Here is a 15,414-nt window from a genome sequence, read left to right on the forward strand (position 1 = left end):
ATCCGCAGCTTCTCGTGGCCGGAAGCGGTCACGTCCAGACCGGTCACCGACCCGCCCGAGGACTCCACGGCCGTGGTCAGCTGGCTGACGGCCGTCCCACCCGCGGGAACCTCCAGTCGGACCGTCATCGAGTACGAGACGCTAGGCGCCGTTGCCATGGGGTTACTTCTTCTTTCTGGTGTCTGTGGTGGTGGTTCTGCTGCCGGGGGCCGTCAGGAACGGACGGCCGTGGCGGTCCGGGCGTGGGGGCGGGCGAGGTTGTCCGGGTGCAGGATCTCCCGGAGCTGGTCCTCGGTGAGCAGCCCCTTCGCCAGGACGAGGTCGTGCACGGCGGCGCCCGTGGTCAGGGCCTCTTGTGCGACGGCGGTGGCCTGCTCGTAGCCGATGTGCGGGTTGAGGGCGGTGGCCAGGCCGATGGACTGACCGACCAGGCGTGCCAGGTGTTCGCGGTTGGCGGTGATGCCGCTGACGCACCGCTCGGCCAGGGTCAGGCAGCCGGCCCGCAGGTGACCGATGCTCTTGAGGAGGCTGTGGGCGATGACCGGCTCGAAGGCGTTGAGCTGGAGCTGGCCGGCCTCGGCGGCGAAGGTGACGGTCACGTCGTTGCCGATGACCTCGAACGCGACCTGGTTGACGACCTCGGGTATCACCGGGTTGACCTTGCCGGGCATGATGCTCGAACCCGCCTGCACGGGCGGCAGGTTGATCTCGGCGAGGCCGGCGCGCGGGCCGCAGGAGAGCAGGCGCAGGTCGTTGCAGGTCTTGGAGAGCTTGACGGCGATCCGCTTGAGCACCCCGGAGAGCTGGACGAACGCGCCCATGTCCTGCGTGGCCTCGACCAGGTCGCCGGCGACCGTGAACGGGATGCCGGTGAGGGCGCTCAGGTGGCCGCAGGCCAGTTCCGCGTACGCGGGGTGGGCGTTGAGGCCGGTGCCGATCGCGGTGCCGCCGAGGTTGATCTCCCGGAGCAGCGCGCACGCCTCGGCCAGGCGGGAGCGGTCCTCCTCCAGCATGACGGCGTACGCGGCGAACTCCTGGCCCAGCGTCATGGGCACCGCGTCCTGCAGCTGGGTGCGGCCCATCTTCAGGACGTCCGCGAACTCCTCGGCCTTGGCCGCGAAGGCGCGGCGCAGCACGTCCATGGCCTGGAGCAGGCGGTCGGCGGCGAGCTGCAGCGAGAGGTTGACGGCGGTCGGGTAGACGTCGTTCGTGCTCTGACCGGCGTTGACGTCCTCCAGCGGGTGCAGGTGCCGGTAGTCGCCCTTGTCGTGGCCGAGGAGTTCCAGCGCCCGGTTGGCGATGACCTCGTTGGCGTTCATGTTGGTGGAGGTGCCGGCGCCGCCCTGGATCACGTCGACGACGAAGTGGTCGTGCCACTGCCCGGCGCGGATCTCCTCGCAGGCCTTCACGATCGCGTCGGCCTTGCGCTCGTCGAGGAGGCCGAGGTCGCGGTTGGCGAGCGCGGTGGCCTGCTTGACGGAGGCGAGGGCGGTGACGAGGTCGGGGTAGGCGGAGATGCGGGTGCCGGTGATGGGGAAGTTCTCGACGGCACGGAGGGTGTGGACGCCGTAGTACGCGGCGGTGGGGACGTCGCGTTCGCCGAGGAGGTCGTGTTCGGTGCGGGAGGGACCGGGGACGGCCGACATGGGGGGATCCGATCAGGCGCAGGGGGAAGGTCGTACGGAGAAGGTGGGGGAGGTGGTGTCAGGACGCGGCGGGCGCGCCGACGGCGTGGCGCAGCGCGCTGGTGCGTGCGCCCGTGCCGGCCGCGTCGGGGAACGCGAGCGTGGCGGCGAGGGTGGCGATGCGCGCCTGGCCGGCACGGAGGGTGCCGGTGAGCACGGCGCCGGCGGCGGCCAGGTCCACGGCGCCGCCCTGGGTGTAGATCTCGGCGACCGGTCCGGCGGGGACGCGGGTGGTCAGGGCGACGAGTACGCCGCGGGCGACGGCCGCCTCGACGGCGGCGACGACCTCGGGGGTCGCGTTGCCGGCGCCGGTCGCGACCAGGACGATGCCCTGGGCGCCGGCCTCGACGGCGGCGTTGAACAGCAGGGGGTCCGCGTCGCAGTGGTGCGTGACGATGTCGATCCGCGGGAGGGGCGCGTCGTCATCGGCTGCGGCCGCCGGCAGGGGGAACGGCTCCGGGCGCTCGGGCTGCCGGCGGACGAGGAGGTGGCCGTCCTTGACGTCCGCGACCGGGTGGCCGGAGGGGTCGGCGAAGGCGTCGGCGGCCAGCGTCTGCACCTTGACCGTGCCCCGTGCGGCGTGCACCTGGCCGTCGAAGGCGACCAGGACGCCGTGGCCGCGCAGCGCGGCCGAGCCCGCGGCCAGCAGGGCGTCGTGGAGATTGCGGGGGCCGTCGCCGTGGGGTGCTTCGAGCGGTCGCTGGGCACCGGTGAGGACCACCGGGCGGGGGTCGTGGTGGTGGAGGTCGAGGAAGAAGGCCGACTCCTCGAGGGTGTCCGTGCCGTGGGTGACGACGATGCCGTCCACGCCGGGGTCGGCCAGGACCTCGTGCACGGTCCGCAGCAGCGCGAGCTGGTCGCGGGTGGTGAGCCGGGCGCTGTTCACGCTCATCAGGTCGACGACCCGTACGGTCACGCCCTCGGGCACCGCGGCTGTGGCCAGCACGTCCCCGCCCCGCGCGTCGGCCGCGAAGCCGGATCCCTGCCAGCGGCTGGCTATCGTCCCGCCCGTGCTGATGACGACGACCTGTCCCACGTCGCCCACCTTCCTCAAGATCATTTCGCTGCGGCCCGGTCGCGAGGGGTCGCCACCGGGCAGGAGGAACGATAGAACGAATCGCGCGCAATCGGGTCGCTGAAATGAGCGCCCCGGACGCTCGAAGGTGGTGGATAATCGCGTGATGGACCGCATCGACAGAAATATCTTGCGTGAGCTTCAGGACGACGGTCGGCTGACCATCCAGGAGCTGGCCCAGCGCGTCGGCCTGACCCCCTCCCCGTGCATGCGCCGCGTCCGCCAGCTGGAACAGGACGGCGTCATCCAGGGCTACCGGGCGATCATCAATCCCGAGGCCGTCGGTCGCAGCTTCGAGGTCCTCGTCTCCATCGAGGTCAAACGCGACCGGGAGGCCGTCGAGGCATTCGAGGCCGCCCTGCAGGACATCCCCGACGTCATCGAGGCGTACCGCCTCTTCGGCAGCCCCGGCTGCCTGCTCCGCATCGCGGTCGCCGACCTCACCGCGTACGAGCGGCTGTGGATCGAGAGCCTCACCACGCTGTCGGGCATCACCGAGGTCAATTCGCAGATCATCATGAAGCGGGTCAAGGAACCGAGGGGTCTGCCGGTCGACGACTGACGCGGGTACGGGCCTACCCGGCCTCCGCCTGGCGGGCGCGGGCCCACTGCTCCTCGAACTCGTCCCGGCTGATCTCCTGGGCCACCAGCTCGGGGGCGAAGACATCCACGATCGGCGTGTTCAGGGGCCAGTCGTCGGGCCCGCTCCTGACGCCGGGGCCGGCCTCGGCCAGCTCCACCTGGCGGATGCGGCGCCCGTCGGACCCCACCTCCATCAGATAGACGGCCAGGTCCTCGTCGTCCTCCTCGTCCCATCGGCGACGCAGGTAGACGACATCGCGGCCCGCGAGCGCGCCGAAGCCCGGGCGCCCGCGCTGCGCGTCGCGCTCGGCACGCAGTTCGTCCAGGCACACCGGCATCCGCGGGGCGTCGATGTCGACTTCCTCCATGTCGTCGTCGCCTTCGCGCCATGCCAGCCACTCGGGGTCCGTGACGACCTCGACCCACGCGAACGTCTCGAGGATCTCCCGCGCCGACCGCGCGTGGATCCACCACCACGAGCCACCCATGCCGTAGTCGTGCAGAACGAGGAAGCGCGTCTTCGGCGCGGCGTCGGTACCGGTCACAGGGGCAGAGACTACTGAGCTCGGCGCTGTCGTCCCCGGTCAGGGTGGCTTCGGTGGCGGGCGGTGGTCAGATGCGGTCGGCGGCGATGAGGAGGTAGTGGAAGCTGCCTTCGCGGTACGCGGTCAGGAACGGGTCCTCGACGCCGGTGGCGAGGGAGGACTGGGCGCGCAGCTCCCAGTAGGGGATGGTGTCGGCCGTGAGGTCGACGACGTTGATCGGCACGAGGCCGTTGGCGGCCATGGCCTTGAAGTAGGCACTGCGGGGGTGGATGTTGCAGGTGTAGTGCTCGTCGATGCGGCTGACCGCCTTGGAACGGCCGCCCGTGACGTCGTTGTAGCAGCCGGTGATCGTGACGTACCGGCCGCCGTACGCCAGTTGGCGGGCGTGCTCGGCGAAGAGGTCGAAGAGGTCCACGTACATGGTGGACTCGTTGTTCCAGGCTCCCTGGAACGCGCCGGTGGGCAGGCCGGTGTCCAGCATGTTGCGGAAGTGGTAGCGGACCTGGTCGGCCACGCCGCGCTTGCGGGCCTGGTCATTGGCGAAGTCGACCTGGGACTGGGAGATGGAGAGGCCGTCGACCTGGCAGCCGAAGCGCGCGTTGGCCATGATGCTGGTGCCGCCCCGGCCGCAGCCGGCGTCCAGCAGGCGCTGGCCGGGGGCTATGGGGCCCAGGTGGTCGAGGAGGACGTCGGCCTGGGCCGACTCCAGCCGGTGCAGCTCCTGGATGATGCGCTCGTCCCGGGTCTCCTCGGGGCCCTCCAGGACGGAGGGGTCGTAGTCGCCGAGCCCGTAGTGGTGGTGGTAGAGGCCGTCGACGTCGCCCAGGCGCAGGTTGACCGGGTCCTTCTCGTTGTTCCAGTACTCCGCCACGGCCTTCTGGTAGGCGGTGCGCAGGACGCCGGCGGGCGCGGGCGTGGTCGTCATGGGGTGAGCTCCTTACGGCATGCGGGCATGGGCATGCGTCACGTGGTGATGTGGGGACAAGTGAGGCAAGTGGGACAAATAGGAGGGGCCCGCCGCGTGGGCGCGGGCTCAGGCGCCGTTGTAACGAGGGCTGCCGCTGTGCCATTCGCGGTTGCCGCCGAGCCAGGACCACACCCCGGCGAGGAACCGGCGCAGCTGGGGTGAGCCGGTGAGCACCAGGGCCGCGGCCTCCGCCTCGAAGGCGCGGACCAGCTCGTCGTGGATCTCGGCGCTCCGCTCGATCGCCTCGCGCGGTGAGCAGCGCTCCTCCTCGGCGATCACGAGGGGCAGGTTGAACTCCACGCCCGAGGAGTCGTGCTCCTTCGTCATCGAGTACAGGTCGTTGACGAGCGTGGCGGCCGTGGCGGCCGTCGTCACGGCGCGGCGTACGCGCGGGTCGGCGTACTCGGTGGCGGGCAGCGCGTAGCCGCCGACCACGTCGGTCAGGGCGATGCAGGGCAGGAAGCTGTTGATCTGACGGTGGGCCAGGTACTCGTGGACGCTGGGCATGTGGCCCCGGGAGCGCCAGGAGCCTTCCTGGCCGTAGCCGACGAAGAGGACGGAGACCTCGTGCCGCAGGCGGGCCACCTGGGACGGTTCGGCATGCCTGGCCAGGTGTTCGAGGGCCGAGCGCAGGGCGACCCGTACGGGGTCCTCGCGCAGGTCCCTCTCCCACGCGGCGGCGTAACGGGCGGGGAGGTGGGCGGGGTCGAGGGCGGCGTAGGCGAGGCCGAGGTGCGAGCCGAGGAGTTCGGGCCGGGAGCCCACGGTCTCGTCGTCGCAGTAGTAGTCGTCCGTGGCCCATTCCGCCAGCGCGCACTTGCCGGCCGCCAGCAGCCGGTCCGGGTCGTCGGTGTCGGGGTGGGCCAGCATCATCAGGCGCCCGAAGTCGGCCGCGCGGACGCGGTCGAGCCGTCCGGCGTAGATGCCGGCCTCGTCGGCCCACGCCACCAGCAGGTCGTTGACCTCCCGGCCGAGTGCCGGGTCGTCCCGGACCGCGGGCGGGCAGTACAGCTCGGGGACGGCACCACCGCGCCCGCCCCGGGCGTCGGCGCTCTCGCGGGCCGCTCTCCCGGCCGCGACACGGGCGGCGGAGGTGCCCAGCCCCGTCGGCCCGGTGGGCAGGACGGGGCCGGCCGGGCGGGCGGCGGTGCCGGGCAGCGCCTTCGGCGCGGAACGGCGAACGCCCTGGTGGGCGAGGAGCGTGGCCACGAGCCGCGCCACGTCGTGGCCGGCCGTGGGCGCGGTGATCCGGGACAGCAGTGACACAGGTTCTTCTCTCCGTTCCGGGGGTGGCGCCCGTCAGGACGGGGTGTGGAAGACCTCGACGTTCTCGAGGACGCCGAGCGCGTCGGGGACGAGAACGGCCGCCGAGTAGTAGGTGCTGACCAGGTAGGAGATGAGGGCCTGGTCGTTGATGCCCATGAACCGGACGTTCAGGCCCGGCTCGTACTCGTCGGGGATGCCGGTCTGCCGCAGGCCGATCACCCCTTGCGCGCTCTCGCCCAGGCGCATGGCGAGGATGGCGGAGGTGCCCTCGTCCGAGACGGGGATCTTGCCGCAGGGCAGGATCGGCACGCCCCGCCAGGCGGGTACCGGGTGGCCGTCCACGTCGGCGCTGTCGAAGGCCAGGCCCCGCTTGTTGCACTCGCGGGCGAGGGCGGAGATGGCGCGGGGGTGGGCGAAGAAGGCCCTGGTGCCCCGCCGCATGCTCAGCAGCTCGTCCATGTCGTCGGGGGTGGGCGGGCCGGAGTGGGTGGAGACGCGCTGGCTGTAATCGGCGTTGTGCAGCAGGCCGAACTCGGGGTTGTTGACGAGCTCGGACTCCTGGCGCTCGCGCAACGCCTCGATGGTCAGCCGCAGTTGCTGCTCGACCTGGTCCATCGGCTCGTTGTAGAGGTCGGCGACGCGGCTGTGCACCCGCAGGATCGTCTGGGCCACGCTCAGTTCGTACTCGCGGGGGGCGAGCTCGTAGTCGACGAAGGTGCCGGGCAGCACCGGCTCGCCGGTGTGGCCGGAGGCGAGGGCGATGTCCGCCTCGCCCTTCTTGTTCCGCGGCCGGGCCTGCTCGGCCTGGCGCCGGCGGACGTGGGCGCGCAGCCGCTCGTCGCGGCCGGCCACCTCCTCGTACGCGTACCGGGGCAGGGCCAGGACGGTGCACGCGGTCATCGCGCGCGCCGTGAACTCCCACTCCCCCGGCTCCTCGGCGACGACCTGCGCGCCGAAGAACCCGCCGTCGGCCAGCACGCCGCGCCGGTTCTCCTCGCCGTACTTCCCGGCGCCGGCCTTCTCCACCTTGCCGTGGGCGATCAGATAGACGTGGTCGACGGGCCGGCCCCGTTCGGCGATCACCTGGCCGGGTTCGTACTCCTGCTGCCGGCACCGGTCGGCCAGCGCCCGCAGTGTCCCGTCGTCGTGGAACCCGCGCAGCAGCGGCAGTTCGCCCAGCTCGGCGGGGACGACCTTGACCGCGGCCCCTTCCTGGACGAAGGTGACGCGGCCGTCGCCGACCTCGTACACCAGACGCCGGTTGACGCGGTAGGTGCCGCCCTTCACTTCCACCCAGGGCAGCATCCGCAGCAGCCACCGCGAGCTGACGCCCTGCATCTGCGGGACGCTCTTGGTGGTGGTCGCGAGGTTCCGCGCGGCGTCGATCCCCAGCCCGAGCTGGGCCCGGCCTGCGAGCTGGTGGGGCTGCTCCGGCTGCTGCCGGTGCGCTGCGGTCGACATCCCGGGTACCTTCCATCTGGGCGCATGCGTCAAGAGGGAGCCCCAGAAATAGCCCGATCAGGCTATGAGGAGCTCCCGCCGCGCAAGTGAAGCAGGGCCTGATGATGTTGGTCGACACGGCTGGGGCGGCACCGACGTGTTTGCGCCACCGAACGGTCGGTGGCCACGTCCGCTATACCGCGATTGATCCGCCTTCCGATCAGGCCGGGGCAGGGCACACACGAGGGGCCTGCCGTGGCGTGCCGGGCTGTCGAGGTGGCCGGAAGGTGACGGTGCGGAGGGCCATGGCGCCTCCTCAAGCGGCGTGCTCGCCGGGCTCCTCCCCGGTTTGCCCGGCCCGATCGACGCGGTCGACGCGGTCGACGCGGTCGACGAGGAGCATCGCCACGTCATCCGCCAGGTAGCCCTCGGTGTGCCGGACCAGCTCCTGGTGCAGTCGCTCCAGGAACTCCTGCGGGGTGGGACCGTCCACCGCTTCCATGGCCTCGGGCAGGGGGAAGAAGCCGTTGTCACGATCGCGGGCTTCGATTACCCCGTCGGTGTACAGCAGCAAACGGTCGCCGGGCGCGAACGGATAGCTCTCCGCCGTGTCCGGAAGAGCGCCGACGAAGTCCTCCAGTTCCAGGGGCGGCAGCGTGGAGGTGGGCATCAGGGTGTGGACCTTGCCGTTGCGCAGCACCAGCGGAGGCGGATGGCCGCGGTTGACCACCTCGACCACGGGCCCGTCCGGCACCTGGGCGACGAGAGCGGTGACGAATCCCTCCATCAGGGCTTCCTGGTCGAACGCTCCCGGTACGGCGCACTCCCGGTGCAGCGCGGCCACGCAGTGGCGTACCACCTCCACCAGGTCGTCCTCGTAGTGCACGGCCTCCCGGAACGCGCCCAGCACGGCCGCGGCCGCGCGTACGGCGGGCAGCCCCTTGCCGCGCACGTCCCCCACGATCATCCGGACCCCGTACCGGGTCTGCACGGCGTCGTACAGATCGCCGCCGATCCGCGCCCCCGCCTCGGCCGCGAGGTACATGCTGGCAGGCCGGACCGGGCCCAGCCGAGGGGGTACGGGGCGCAGGATGACCTCTTGTGCCGCCGTGGCGATCCGGCGGACCTGGTCGAGCTCGTTCCGGCGGCGGGTCCGTACGGCACTGCTCGTCGCGATGCTCGCCACGGACACCAGGAAGAGCGCCAGGAAGTTGGTGTAGACCTGCTGGGTCCCCCACGCCTGGTTGTAGGTCGCGGTGGTCACACTGACCATGACCGCGACAGCGGCGGCCAGGAGGGTGCCCTTGGGTCCCATCGTCACCGCGGCCAGCGCGGGCGTCGCGGTGAGCAGGGGGCCGGTATACACAACGTGTGCGGGCGTGAGCTCGATGACGATCACGAGCAGGGCGATCACGAACGGAAGGCACTGCCCGAGCGCGAAGAGGACCCGGCCATGGGAGCCCGTTCCCGGTCGCGGTGATGAGCGGGAGAGCGACCGCATGATTCAAGCCTGCGCCCTGGGCCCCCGATGTTCCAGTGGGCACATCGCCCATACCTAAAGAAATAGCTCCCATAAACCCGGACATCCACCCCCGGACGGCACCGCTTGAACGGTCGAACTGGCGTCGGGTTAGCATATGAGCGCCGCCAAGCTCGATCGAGAGATGGACCTGTGACTGTCAACGAGGACTCGTTCACAAGCTGGAAGAACCGCGAGGAGATCGCGGAGTCGATGATCCCGATCATCGGGAAGCTGCACCGGGAGCAGGACGTCACGGTCCTCCTCCACAGCCGCTCCCTGGTGAACAAGTCGGTGGTCAGCATCCTGAAGACCCACCGTTTCGCCCGGCAGATAGCCGGCGAGGAGCTCTCGGTCACCGAGACGCTGCCGTTCCTGCAGGCCCTGACCACGCTCGATCTCGGCCCGTCCCAGATCGACATCGGCATGCTCGCCGCGACGTACAAGGCCGACGACCGCGGTCTCTCGGTGGCGGACTTCACCGCCGAGGCCGTCGCCGGCGCCACGGGTGACAACAAGATCGAGCGGTGCGAGGGCCGCGACGTCGTCCTCTACGGCTTCGGCCGCATCGGCCGCCTCGTCGCCCGCCTCCTCATCGAGAAGGCCGGTTCGGGCAACGGCCTGCGGCTGCGCGCCATCGTGGTCCGCCAGGGCGGCGACCAGGACATCGTGAAGCGCGCCTCGCTGCTGCGGCGCGACTCCATCCACGGCCAGTTCCAGGGCACGATCACCGTCGACGAGGCGAACAGCACGATCATCGCCAACGGCAACGAGATCAAGGTGATCTACGCCGGCGACCCGTCGGAGGTCGACTACACGGCGTACGGCATCAAGAACGCCATCCTCATCGACAACACCGGCAAGTGGCGCGACCGCGAGGGCCTGTCGAAGCACCTGCGCCCCGGCATCGACAAGGTCGTCCTGACCGCGCCCGGCAAGGGTGACGTGCCCAACATCGTGCACGGCGTCAACCACGACACGATCAAGCCGGACGAGCGGGTCCTGTCCTGCGCGTCCTGCACCACCAACGCGATCGTCCCGCCGCTGAAGGCGATGGAGGACGAGTACGGCGTCCTGCGCGGCCACGTGGAGACGGTCCACTCGTTCACCAACGACCAGAACCTGCTGGACAACTACCACAGCTCGGACCGCCGTGGCCGCTCGGCGCCGCTGAACATGGTCATCACCGAGACCGGTGCCGCCTCCGCCGTCGCCAAGGCGCTGCCGGACCTCAAGGCGCCGATCACCGGCAGCTCGATCCGTGTCCCGGTGCCGGACGTCTCGATCGCGATCCTCAGCCTGCGGCTCGGGCGCGAGACCACCCGCGAGGAGGTCCTCGACTACCTCCGCAACGTGTCGCTGACCTCGCCGCTCAAGCGCCAGATCGACTTCACCACGGCCCCCGACGCGGTCTCGAGCGACTTCATCGGCTCGCGCCACGCCTCGATCGTCGACGCCGGCGCCACCAAGGTCGACGGCGACAACGCGATCCTCTACCTGTGGTACGACAACGAGTTCGGCTACTCCTGCCAGGTCATCCGCGTCGTCCAGCACGTCTCCGGGGTGGAGTACCCGACCTACCCGGTTCCGGTGGTCTGACCTCGACGGAACGGCCCGGCCCTACCCAGGGCCGGGCCGTTCCCCTTCTGCCGTTTTTCTTCTGCGTTCTTCCGCAGGTACCGGCGCTGGTCGGCGAGGAACCCGGCGGCGAACAGCGACCTGGGGGCGAGCACCGCGGTGAGCGTGAGCCGTGCTCCGGAGCGTTCGACGGCATGCCGGACCATGGAGTGCGCCGCATCCGGGTAGTGCTCGACCTGGAGGGACGAGGACGGCAACAGCTCGCGGTAGGCGGCCTCGGTCTCGGCGACGTCGACGTTGACGTCGTGACCGGCCAGGACGAGGAGCACGGGTGTGCCGCCCATGGACGTCAGGTCCGAGGTGGCGTCAGCGGTGTGGTTCCGCGCTATGAACCGCCATCTGCCGGCCGTCATCCCGTCGACGTCCCCCACCTCGGCGCGGTACTCCTCGAACGACGCACCCCGTCGCAGCAGCCGCAAGGTCGTCTCCCGCCGGCGCAAGGCGGCCTGGACCCGCTCCTCGGAGGCACCGTCCTCCCGCAATTCGGCGAGGAGATTGAAGCGGCCCTGCCGCAACCAGTTGACGGCCGGAGAGACGGCGATGACGAACTGAAGACGCCGGTCCCGGGCGGCGACCTTCGGCAGCACCCACCCGGCCTGGCTCGCACCCCACAGACCGATCCGCCGGCCGTCGACATCCGGCCGGGTACGGGCCCACGCCACCGCGGCCAGGGTCTCCTCGGCCCGGTCCCCCATGCTCTGGTCGAGCCAATCGCCCTCCGAGCCCGCGACGCCCGCCTTGCTGAAGGACAGCGACGCGTAGCCCGCCCGGGCGAAGGACTCCCACAGGGGCCGGTAGAACGTCTCGTGGGTCGCGTCGACCGGCCCGTCGCCATGAACGAAGACGACCAGGCCGAACGGGCCGGCGCCCGAAGCCGGCCTGGCGAGCACACCGTCGAGCCGGCGCCCGTCGTGCGTGAGCACCACACGCTCCTCCCGCAGCGCGTAGGTGTTCTGCCGGACGACCACGCCGCCCACTCCCGCCGCGAGCAGCAGTAAGACGACCACGGACCACACGGACCACACCCGCCACCTCCGACTGCGGAGCTTCATAGAATCCCCCCGACCTATCGTTTAAAGAACGCTCGTACTGAGAATGAACGTAATAGAGTCGATCGCACAAGGGGCAGTCGATCGGGAGAGGCGGGCGACGATGAGCACGACGGCCGGAGAAGAGGGAAGCGCAGGGCGCGAAGGGCTGGTGGTGCACCGGGGAGTACCCGCGGGTGCCGAGAGCCGGGTCGCGGCGCTGTACTGGGAGGCGTTCGGCCGCAAGCTCGGCCCGGCGCTCGACCCGCCCGAGAAGGGACGGGCCTTCATCGCGGCACATCTCCACCACGACCGCGGTGTCACCGCGCTCGCCGACGGGCACGTGGTCGGCGTGGCCGGGTACCAACTCGACGGGCGCGCCCTGACGGGCGGAGGTGCCAAGGACGTCCTGTCCGCCTACGGCCCGGTCCGCGGCCTGCCACGACTGGCCGTCCTCGCCCTCTTCGAGCGCAGACCCGCCGCCGGCGAACTCGTCATGGACGGCATAGCCGTCGACGCCGCGCACCGGGGCTCCGGCATCGGCACCCTGCTGCTCCGCGAGGTCGCCGCCGTGGCCGCCGGGGCCGGGTGCCACCGCATCCGGCTGGACGTCATCGACGTGAATCCCCGGGCCCGTGCCCTGTACGAACGTCTCGGCTTCACCGCCGTGCGCACCGAGCGGACGCCGTACCTGCGCCGGCTGACGGGCTTCGGCGCCGTGACCACCATGCACCGCCCGGTCACGACCGCGGACGCGGACGCGGCGGACACCCCGGAGGCTCGATGAATACGGGACACACCACCGACAGGACCACCGACAGGACCACCGACACGACCACCGGCCGGGCCGGGAGGCCGGAGATTCCCACGCGCTTGCTGGTCCACGCCCTCGTGCGCGAGGACGGCACCGTCGACGCCGGCGAGCTGTACACGGTCGCCGGCATCCTCGGCATGACCGACCAGCAGGTTCGACTGTGCGTCAAACGGCTGACCGCCGAAGGCCGGTTCACCCACGAGGGCCGGGGGCGCAAGGCCGTCCTGCGAGCGGTCGCCGACGTGAGCGGCTCCCTCGCGCCCGACGCCGCCTACGTACGCCATGCCTACCGCCAGGACCACGGGCTCGCCCCGTGGGACGGCACCTGGCACCTGTTCGCCTTCGCCATCCCCGAATCCAGCAGAGGCGCCCGCGACGCGCTCCGCGACACCCTCCTCCACCTCGGCGCCGCGCCCGTCCAGGGCGGCCTGTACGTCAGCGCCAACCCCATCGCCGACCTCGTCGAAGCCCAGGCCCGCCACCTCGGCGTGAGCGACTCGCTCACCCGTCTCACCAGCGGGGACCTGCGCGTCGGCGACCTCGTCGACCCGCCGGCCGTGGCCGCCGCCCTGTGGCCGCTGGAAGAGATCGCCGAACGGCACCGGCGGCTCGCCGCCTTCGCCGAGACCTGCCTGACACACCTTTCGGGTGGAACGCCGCTGTCAGCGGCCGAGCAGCTGACCATGGCCGTCGGACTCGCGGCCGAGTTCACCCGGGCCATGGGGCCGGATCCGCTCCTGCCGCCCGAACTGCTCCCCGCGCCCTGGCCCGGCAGCCGGGCCCGCCGCCTGACCGCCGCCTGCTGGAACGCCCTCCTCACATCCCGGACCCAGGAGGACCCGCGCCAACCCCTGCCGCGTCTCTTCCGGCTCTACGAAGACGCCCTACGCCCGTGCGGTGCCCAGGTCGACCCCCAGTAGAATTGAAGAGTTCTTCAATTCACCAGTTTCCGCATTAGTCAATGCGGTCCGTACGTGGAGGTCGGGCAGTGACAGGGATGCCGGTTCCGCTGTATCAGGCGAAGGCGGAGTTCTTCCGCATGCTGGGGCACCCGGTCCGTATCCGGGTGCTCGAGTTGCTGCAGGACGGCCCGCAGCCGGTGCGTGATCTGCTGACCGCCATCGAGATCGAACCCTCGAGCCTGTCCCAGCAGTTGGCCGTGCTGCGCCGTTCGGGCATCGTCACCTCCACCCGCACCGGCTCGACCGTCGTCTACGCACTGGCCGGCGGGGACGTGGCCGACCTCATGCGCGCCGCACGCCGCATCCTCACCGAGATGCTGGCCGGACAGAACGAACTCCTCGAGGACCTTCTCGACGCGGAGTCGGAGGGAGTGCGGTGAAGTGGCGCCCCCAGCGGAACCCCACCGCGGCATGCGAGTACGGCCCTTCGTCGGCCCGGCGGCGCGTCCTGACCGTGCCGCTCGTCCCTGAGGCCGTGCGCCGCGCGCGGCGCGATACGGCGATGGCTCTCTCCGAGTACGCGATCCCCACGAACAGCACCTTCGCCGGCGCCGTCCTTCTCGTGGTGAGCGAACTGGTCACCAACGCCGTTCGTCACGCGGCCGACCGCTCCCCCACGGCGGATGTGACCATCGCGGTGGGGGGCGGGCAGCTCGTCGTCGGCGTGGCGGACCAGAGCCCCTGTCTCCCCGATGTGTCCCCCGGCATGACGGGGGAGGGCCTGCGGACGGTCGCCGGTCTGGCCGCCGCCTACGACGGCACACTCACCGTGGAGCCCGCCACGCACGGCTGCGGCAAGGTGGTACTGGCCGGCTTCCGCATCCCTGAGGACTTCGGCCCCTTCGCCGGCAGGCGCGCCGGCGTCCGCGCGCGGTAGGACGCCGCTGCGCCGCGCCCCCGTCAGCGGAAGTCGTCGGCGTGGTCGCGCGCCCACTCCTCGAAGGTGCGGGCCGGGCGGCCGGTGATGCGCTGCACCTCGTCGGTGACCAGCGGCTCGGTGCCGACCGACGCACCGAAGTAACCGATGAGTTGACGGGCGGCTTCCGCCGGGACGCCCAGCGCGGCGAGCTCCTCGACGGCCGCCTCCGGGGGGACCGTCTCGAAGCGGATCTCACGACCGATGGCCCGGCCGATGGCGGCCACCTGCCCGGCCATGGTCACCGCCTGCGGGCCGGTGACATAGGGGGCCTTGCCGATCAGATCACCGCTGCCGTCCAGCAGGGCGCGGGCCGCCACGGCGGCCAGGTCGTCCTCGTGGACGGGCGCTGCCACCGCCTCGGGGTACGGGCCGCGGACGACACCGGCGGTCTTGATCCCCTCGGCCCACTGGAGTGCGTTGGTGGCGTACATCCCGCCGCGTATGAAGGTCCACTCCAGGCCGCTGGCGCGGACCGCCTGCTCGGCCGCGGCGTGCATGCGCGCGATGAAGTTCTCGTCGTCCTCGGGCGTGCCGGACACCGACAACGAGGAGTTGAGGACGATGCGGCGCACACCCGCCTTGACGGCGGCGTCGATGACCTGGCCCGCCGCCTCGCCGCCACCCGCGGCGAGGTTGAGGTAGAGCGATTCGGCGTCTGTGAGGGCACGTTCGAGGGACCCGGCGTCGGTGAGGTCGGCCCGTACCGACTCGGCCGCGGCCGGCAGCCCGGCACGCTCGGGGTTGCGGCTCAGGGCACGAACGGACGCGCCCTCCGCGAGGAGCTGACGGGTCAGGCTACGTCCGATGTTGCCGGTCGCGCCGGTTACTACGATCACAGGATCGCCCTCCTGATCAGGCCGAGGCCGACGCCGCGTCGGACGACAAGGCCCATGGCGGTGCTCGACCCCGGCCGACGGTAGTTGGCCGTACGTCTGTACAACGCACAGGCGGCGCGGTTGTTCCAGCCGCCGGGC

At 71.2% G+C, this 15,414-nt stretch carries 15 protein-coding genes and 1 pseudogene; 6 read left to right on the plus strand and 10 right to left on the minus strand.

Going from position 1 to position 15,414, the window contains the following annotated elements; all coding sequences use genetic code 11:
- The 3 genes and pseudogenes from ABZ956_RS23855 to ABZ956_RS23865 form a co-directional block, all read right to left on the minus strand.
- Window positions 1-158 (minus strand): annotated as a pseudogene (locus ABZ956_RS23855) (NAD-dependent malic enzyme); the annotation flags it as partial.
- A 54-nt stretch (window positions 159-212) separates the two neighbouring features.
- Complete coding sequence (gene aspA, locus ABZ956_RS23860; RefSeq protein ID WP_361897174.1) at window positions 213-1,646, minus strand: aspartate ammonia-lyase; 1,434 nt, start codon at window positions 1,644-1,646, stop codon at window positions 213-215.
- A 58-nt stretch (window positions 1,647-1,704) separates the two neighbouring features.
- Window positions 1,705-2,721: an asparaginase gene (locus ABZ956_RS23865; RefSeq protein ID WP_361897177.1), complete on the minus strand. Its 1,017-nt coding sequence runs from the start codon at window positions 2,719-2,721 to the stop codon at window positions 1,705-1,707.
- A 145-nt stretch (window positions 2,722-2,866) separates the two neighbouring features.
- On the opposite strand from ABZ956_RS23865, the gene ABZ956_RS23870 reads away from it, so the two are divergent.
- On the plus strand, window positions 2,867-3,322 hold the full coding sequence (locus ABZ956_RS23870; RefSeq protein WP_361897180.1) for an Lrp/AsnC family transcriptional regulator: 456 nt from the start codon (window positions 2,867-2,869) through the stop codon (window positions 3,320-3,322).
- Between the two features lie 13 nt (window positions 3,323-3,335).
- On the opposite strand, the gene ABZ956_RS23875 is transcribed toward ABZ956_RS23870, so the two are convergent.
- The 5 genes from ABZ956_RS23875 to ABZ956_RS23895 form a co-directional block, all read right to left on the minus strand.
- Entirely contained in the window at window positions 3,336-3,887 is a 552-nt protein-coding gene (locus tag ABZ956_RS23875) for a hypothetical protein (protein WP_361897183.1), read from the minus strand.
- A gap of 67 nt (window positions 3,888-3,954) precedes the next feature.
- Window positions 3,955-4,812: a geranyl diphosphate 2-C-methyltransferase gene (locus ABZ956_RS23880; RefSeq protein WP_361897186.1), complete on the minus strand. Its 858-nt coding sequence runs from the start codon at window positions 4,810-4,812 to the stop codon at window positions 3,955-3,957.
- A 108-nt stretch (window positions 4,813-4,920) separates the two neighbouring features.
- Window positions 4,921-6,120, minus strand: a complete 1,200-nt coding sequence (locus ABZ956_RS23885) for a family 2 encapsulin nanocompartment cargo protein terpene cyclase (RefSeq protein WP_361897189.1) — start codon at window positions 6,118-6,120, stop codon at window positions 4,921-4,923.
- A gap of 33 nt (window positions 6,121-6,153) precedes the next feature.
- Complete coding sequence (locus tag ABZ956_RS23890; RefSeq protein ID WP_361897192.1) at window positions 6,154-7,581, minus strand: family 2B encapsulin nanocompartment shell protein; 1,428 nt, start codon at window positions 7,579-7,581, stop codon at window positions 6,154-6,156.
- Window positions 7,582-7,876: 295 nt separating this feature from the next.
- Window positions 7,877-9,061, minus strand: a complete 1,185-nt coding sequence (locus ABZ956_RS23895) for a PP2C family protein-serine/threonine phosphatase (protein ID WP_361897195.1) — start codon at window positions 9,059-9,061, stop codon at window positions 7,877-7,879.
- 171 nt (window positions 9,062-9,232) lie between these two features.
- On the opposite strand from ABZ956_RS23895, the gene ABZ956_RS23900 reads away from it, so the two are divergent.
- On the plus strand, window positions 9,233-10,678 hold the full coding sequence (locus tag ABZ956_RS23900; protein ID WP_361897198.1) for a glyceraldehyde-3-phosphate dehydrogenase: 1,446 nt from the start codon (window positions 9,233-9,235) through the stop codon (window positions 10,676-10,678).
- Here the strand turns inward: ABZ956_RS23900 and ABZ956_RS23905 are convergent.
- Window positions 10,657-11,769, minus strand: coding sequence for a CocE/NonD family hydrolase (locus ABZ956_RS23905; RefSeq protein ID WP_361897201.1), 1,113 nt, complete (start codon window positions 11,767-11,769; stop codon window positions 10,657-10,659). The genes ABZ956_RS23900 and ABZ956_RS23905 overlap by 22 nt on opposite strands.
- 100 nt (window positions 11,770-11,869) lie before the next feature.
- Here ABZ956_RS23905 and ABZ956_RS23910 point away from each other — a divergent pair, with 100 nt between their 5' ends.
- The 4 genes from ABZ956_RS23910 (at window position 11,870) to ABZ956_RS23925 (ending at window position 14,398) form a co-directional block, all read left to right on the plus strand.
- Entirely contained in the window at window positions 11,870-12,532 is a 663-nt protein-coding gene (locus tag ABZ956_RS23910) for a GNAT family N-acetyltransferase (protein ID WP_361897204.1), read from the plus strand.
- On the plus strand, window positions 12,529-13,479 hold the full coding sequence (locus ABZ956_RS23915; RefSeq protein WP_361897207.1) for a PaaX family transcriptional regulator C-terminal domain-containing protein: 951 nt from the start codon (window positions 12,529-12,531) through the stop codon (window positions 13,477-13,479). The genes ABZ956_RS23910 and ABZ956_RS23915 overlap by 4 nt, the downstream gene beginning before the upstream one ends.
- A 77-nt stretch (window positions 13,480-13,556) precedes the next feature.
- Window positions 13,557-13,901 carry a metalloregulator ArsR/SmtB family transcription factor gene (locus ABZ956_RS23920; RefSeq protein ID WP_361897210.1) on the plus strand — a complete coding sequence of 115 codons (345 nt, stop codon included), beginning with the start codon at window positions 13,557-13,559 and terminating at the stop codon, window positions 13,899-13,901.
- A complete protein-coding gene (locus ABZ956_RS23925; RefSeq protein WP_361897213.1) occupies window positions 13,898-14,398 on the plus strand; it encodes an ATP-binding protein in 501 nt (166 codons plus the stop codon). Before ABZ956_RS23920 ends, ABZ956_RS23925 begins: the two co-directional genes overlap by 4 nt.
- 23 nt (window positions 14,399-14,421) lie before the next feature.
- On the opposite strand, the gene ABZ956_RS23930 is transcribed toward ABZ956_RS23925, so the two are convergent.
- On the minus strand, window positions 14,422-15,276 hold the full coding sequence (locus tag ABZ956_RS23930; RefSeq protein WP_361897216.1) for an NAD(P)H-binding protein: 855 nt from the start codon (window positions 15,274-15,276) through the stop codon (window positions 14,422-14,424).
- Window positions 15,277-15,414: the final 138 nt, after the last annotated feature.

It is taken from the genome of Streptomyces sp. NPDC046261 (genome assembly GCF_040646235.1).
GTDB lineage: Bacteria > Actinomycetota > Actinomycetes > Streptomycetales > Streptomycetaceae > Streptomyces.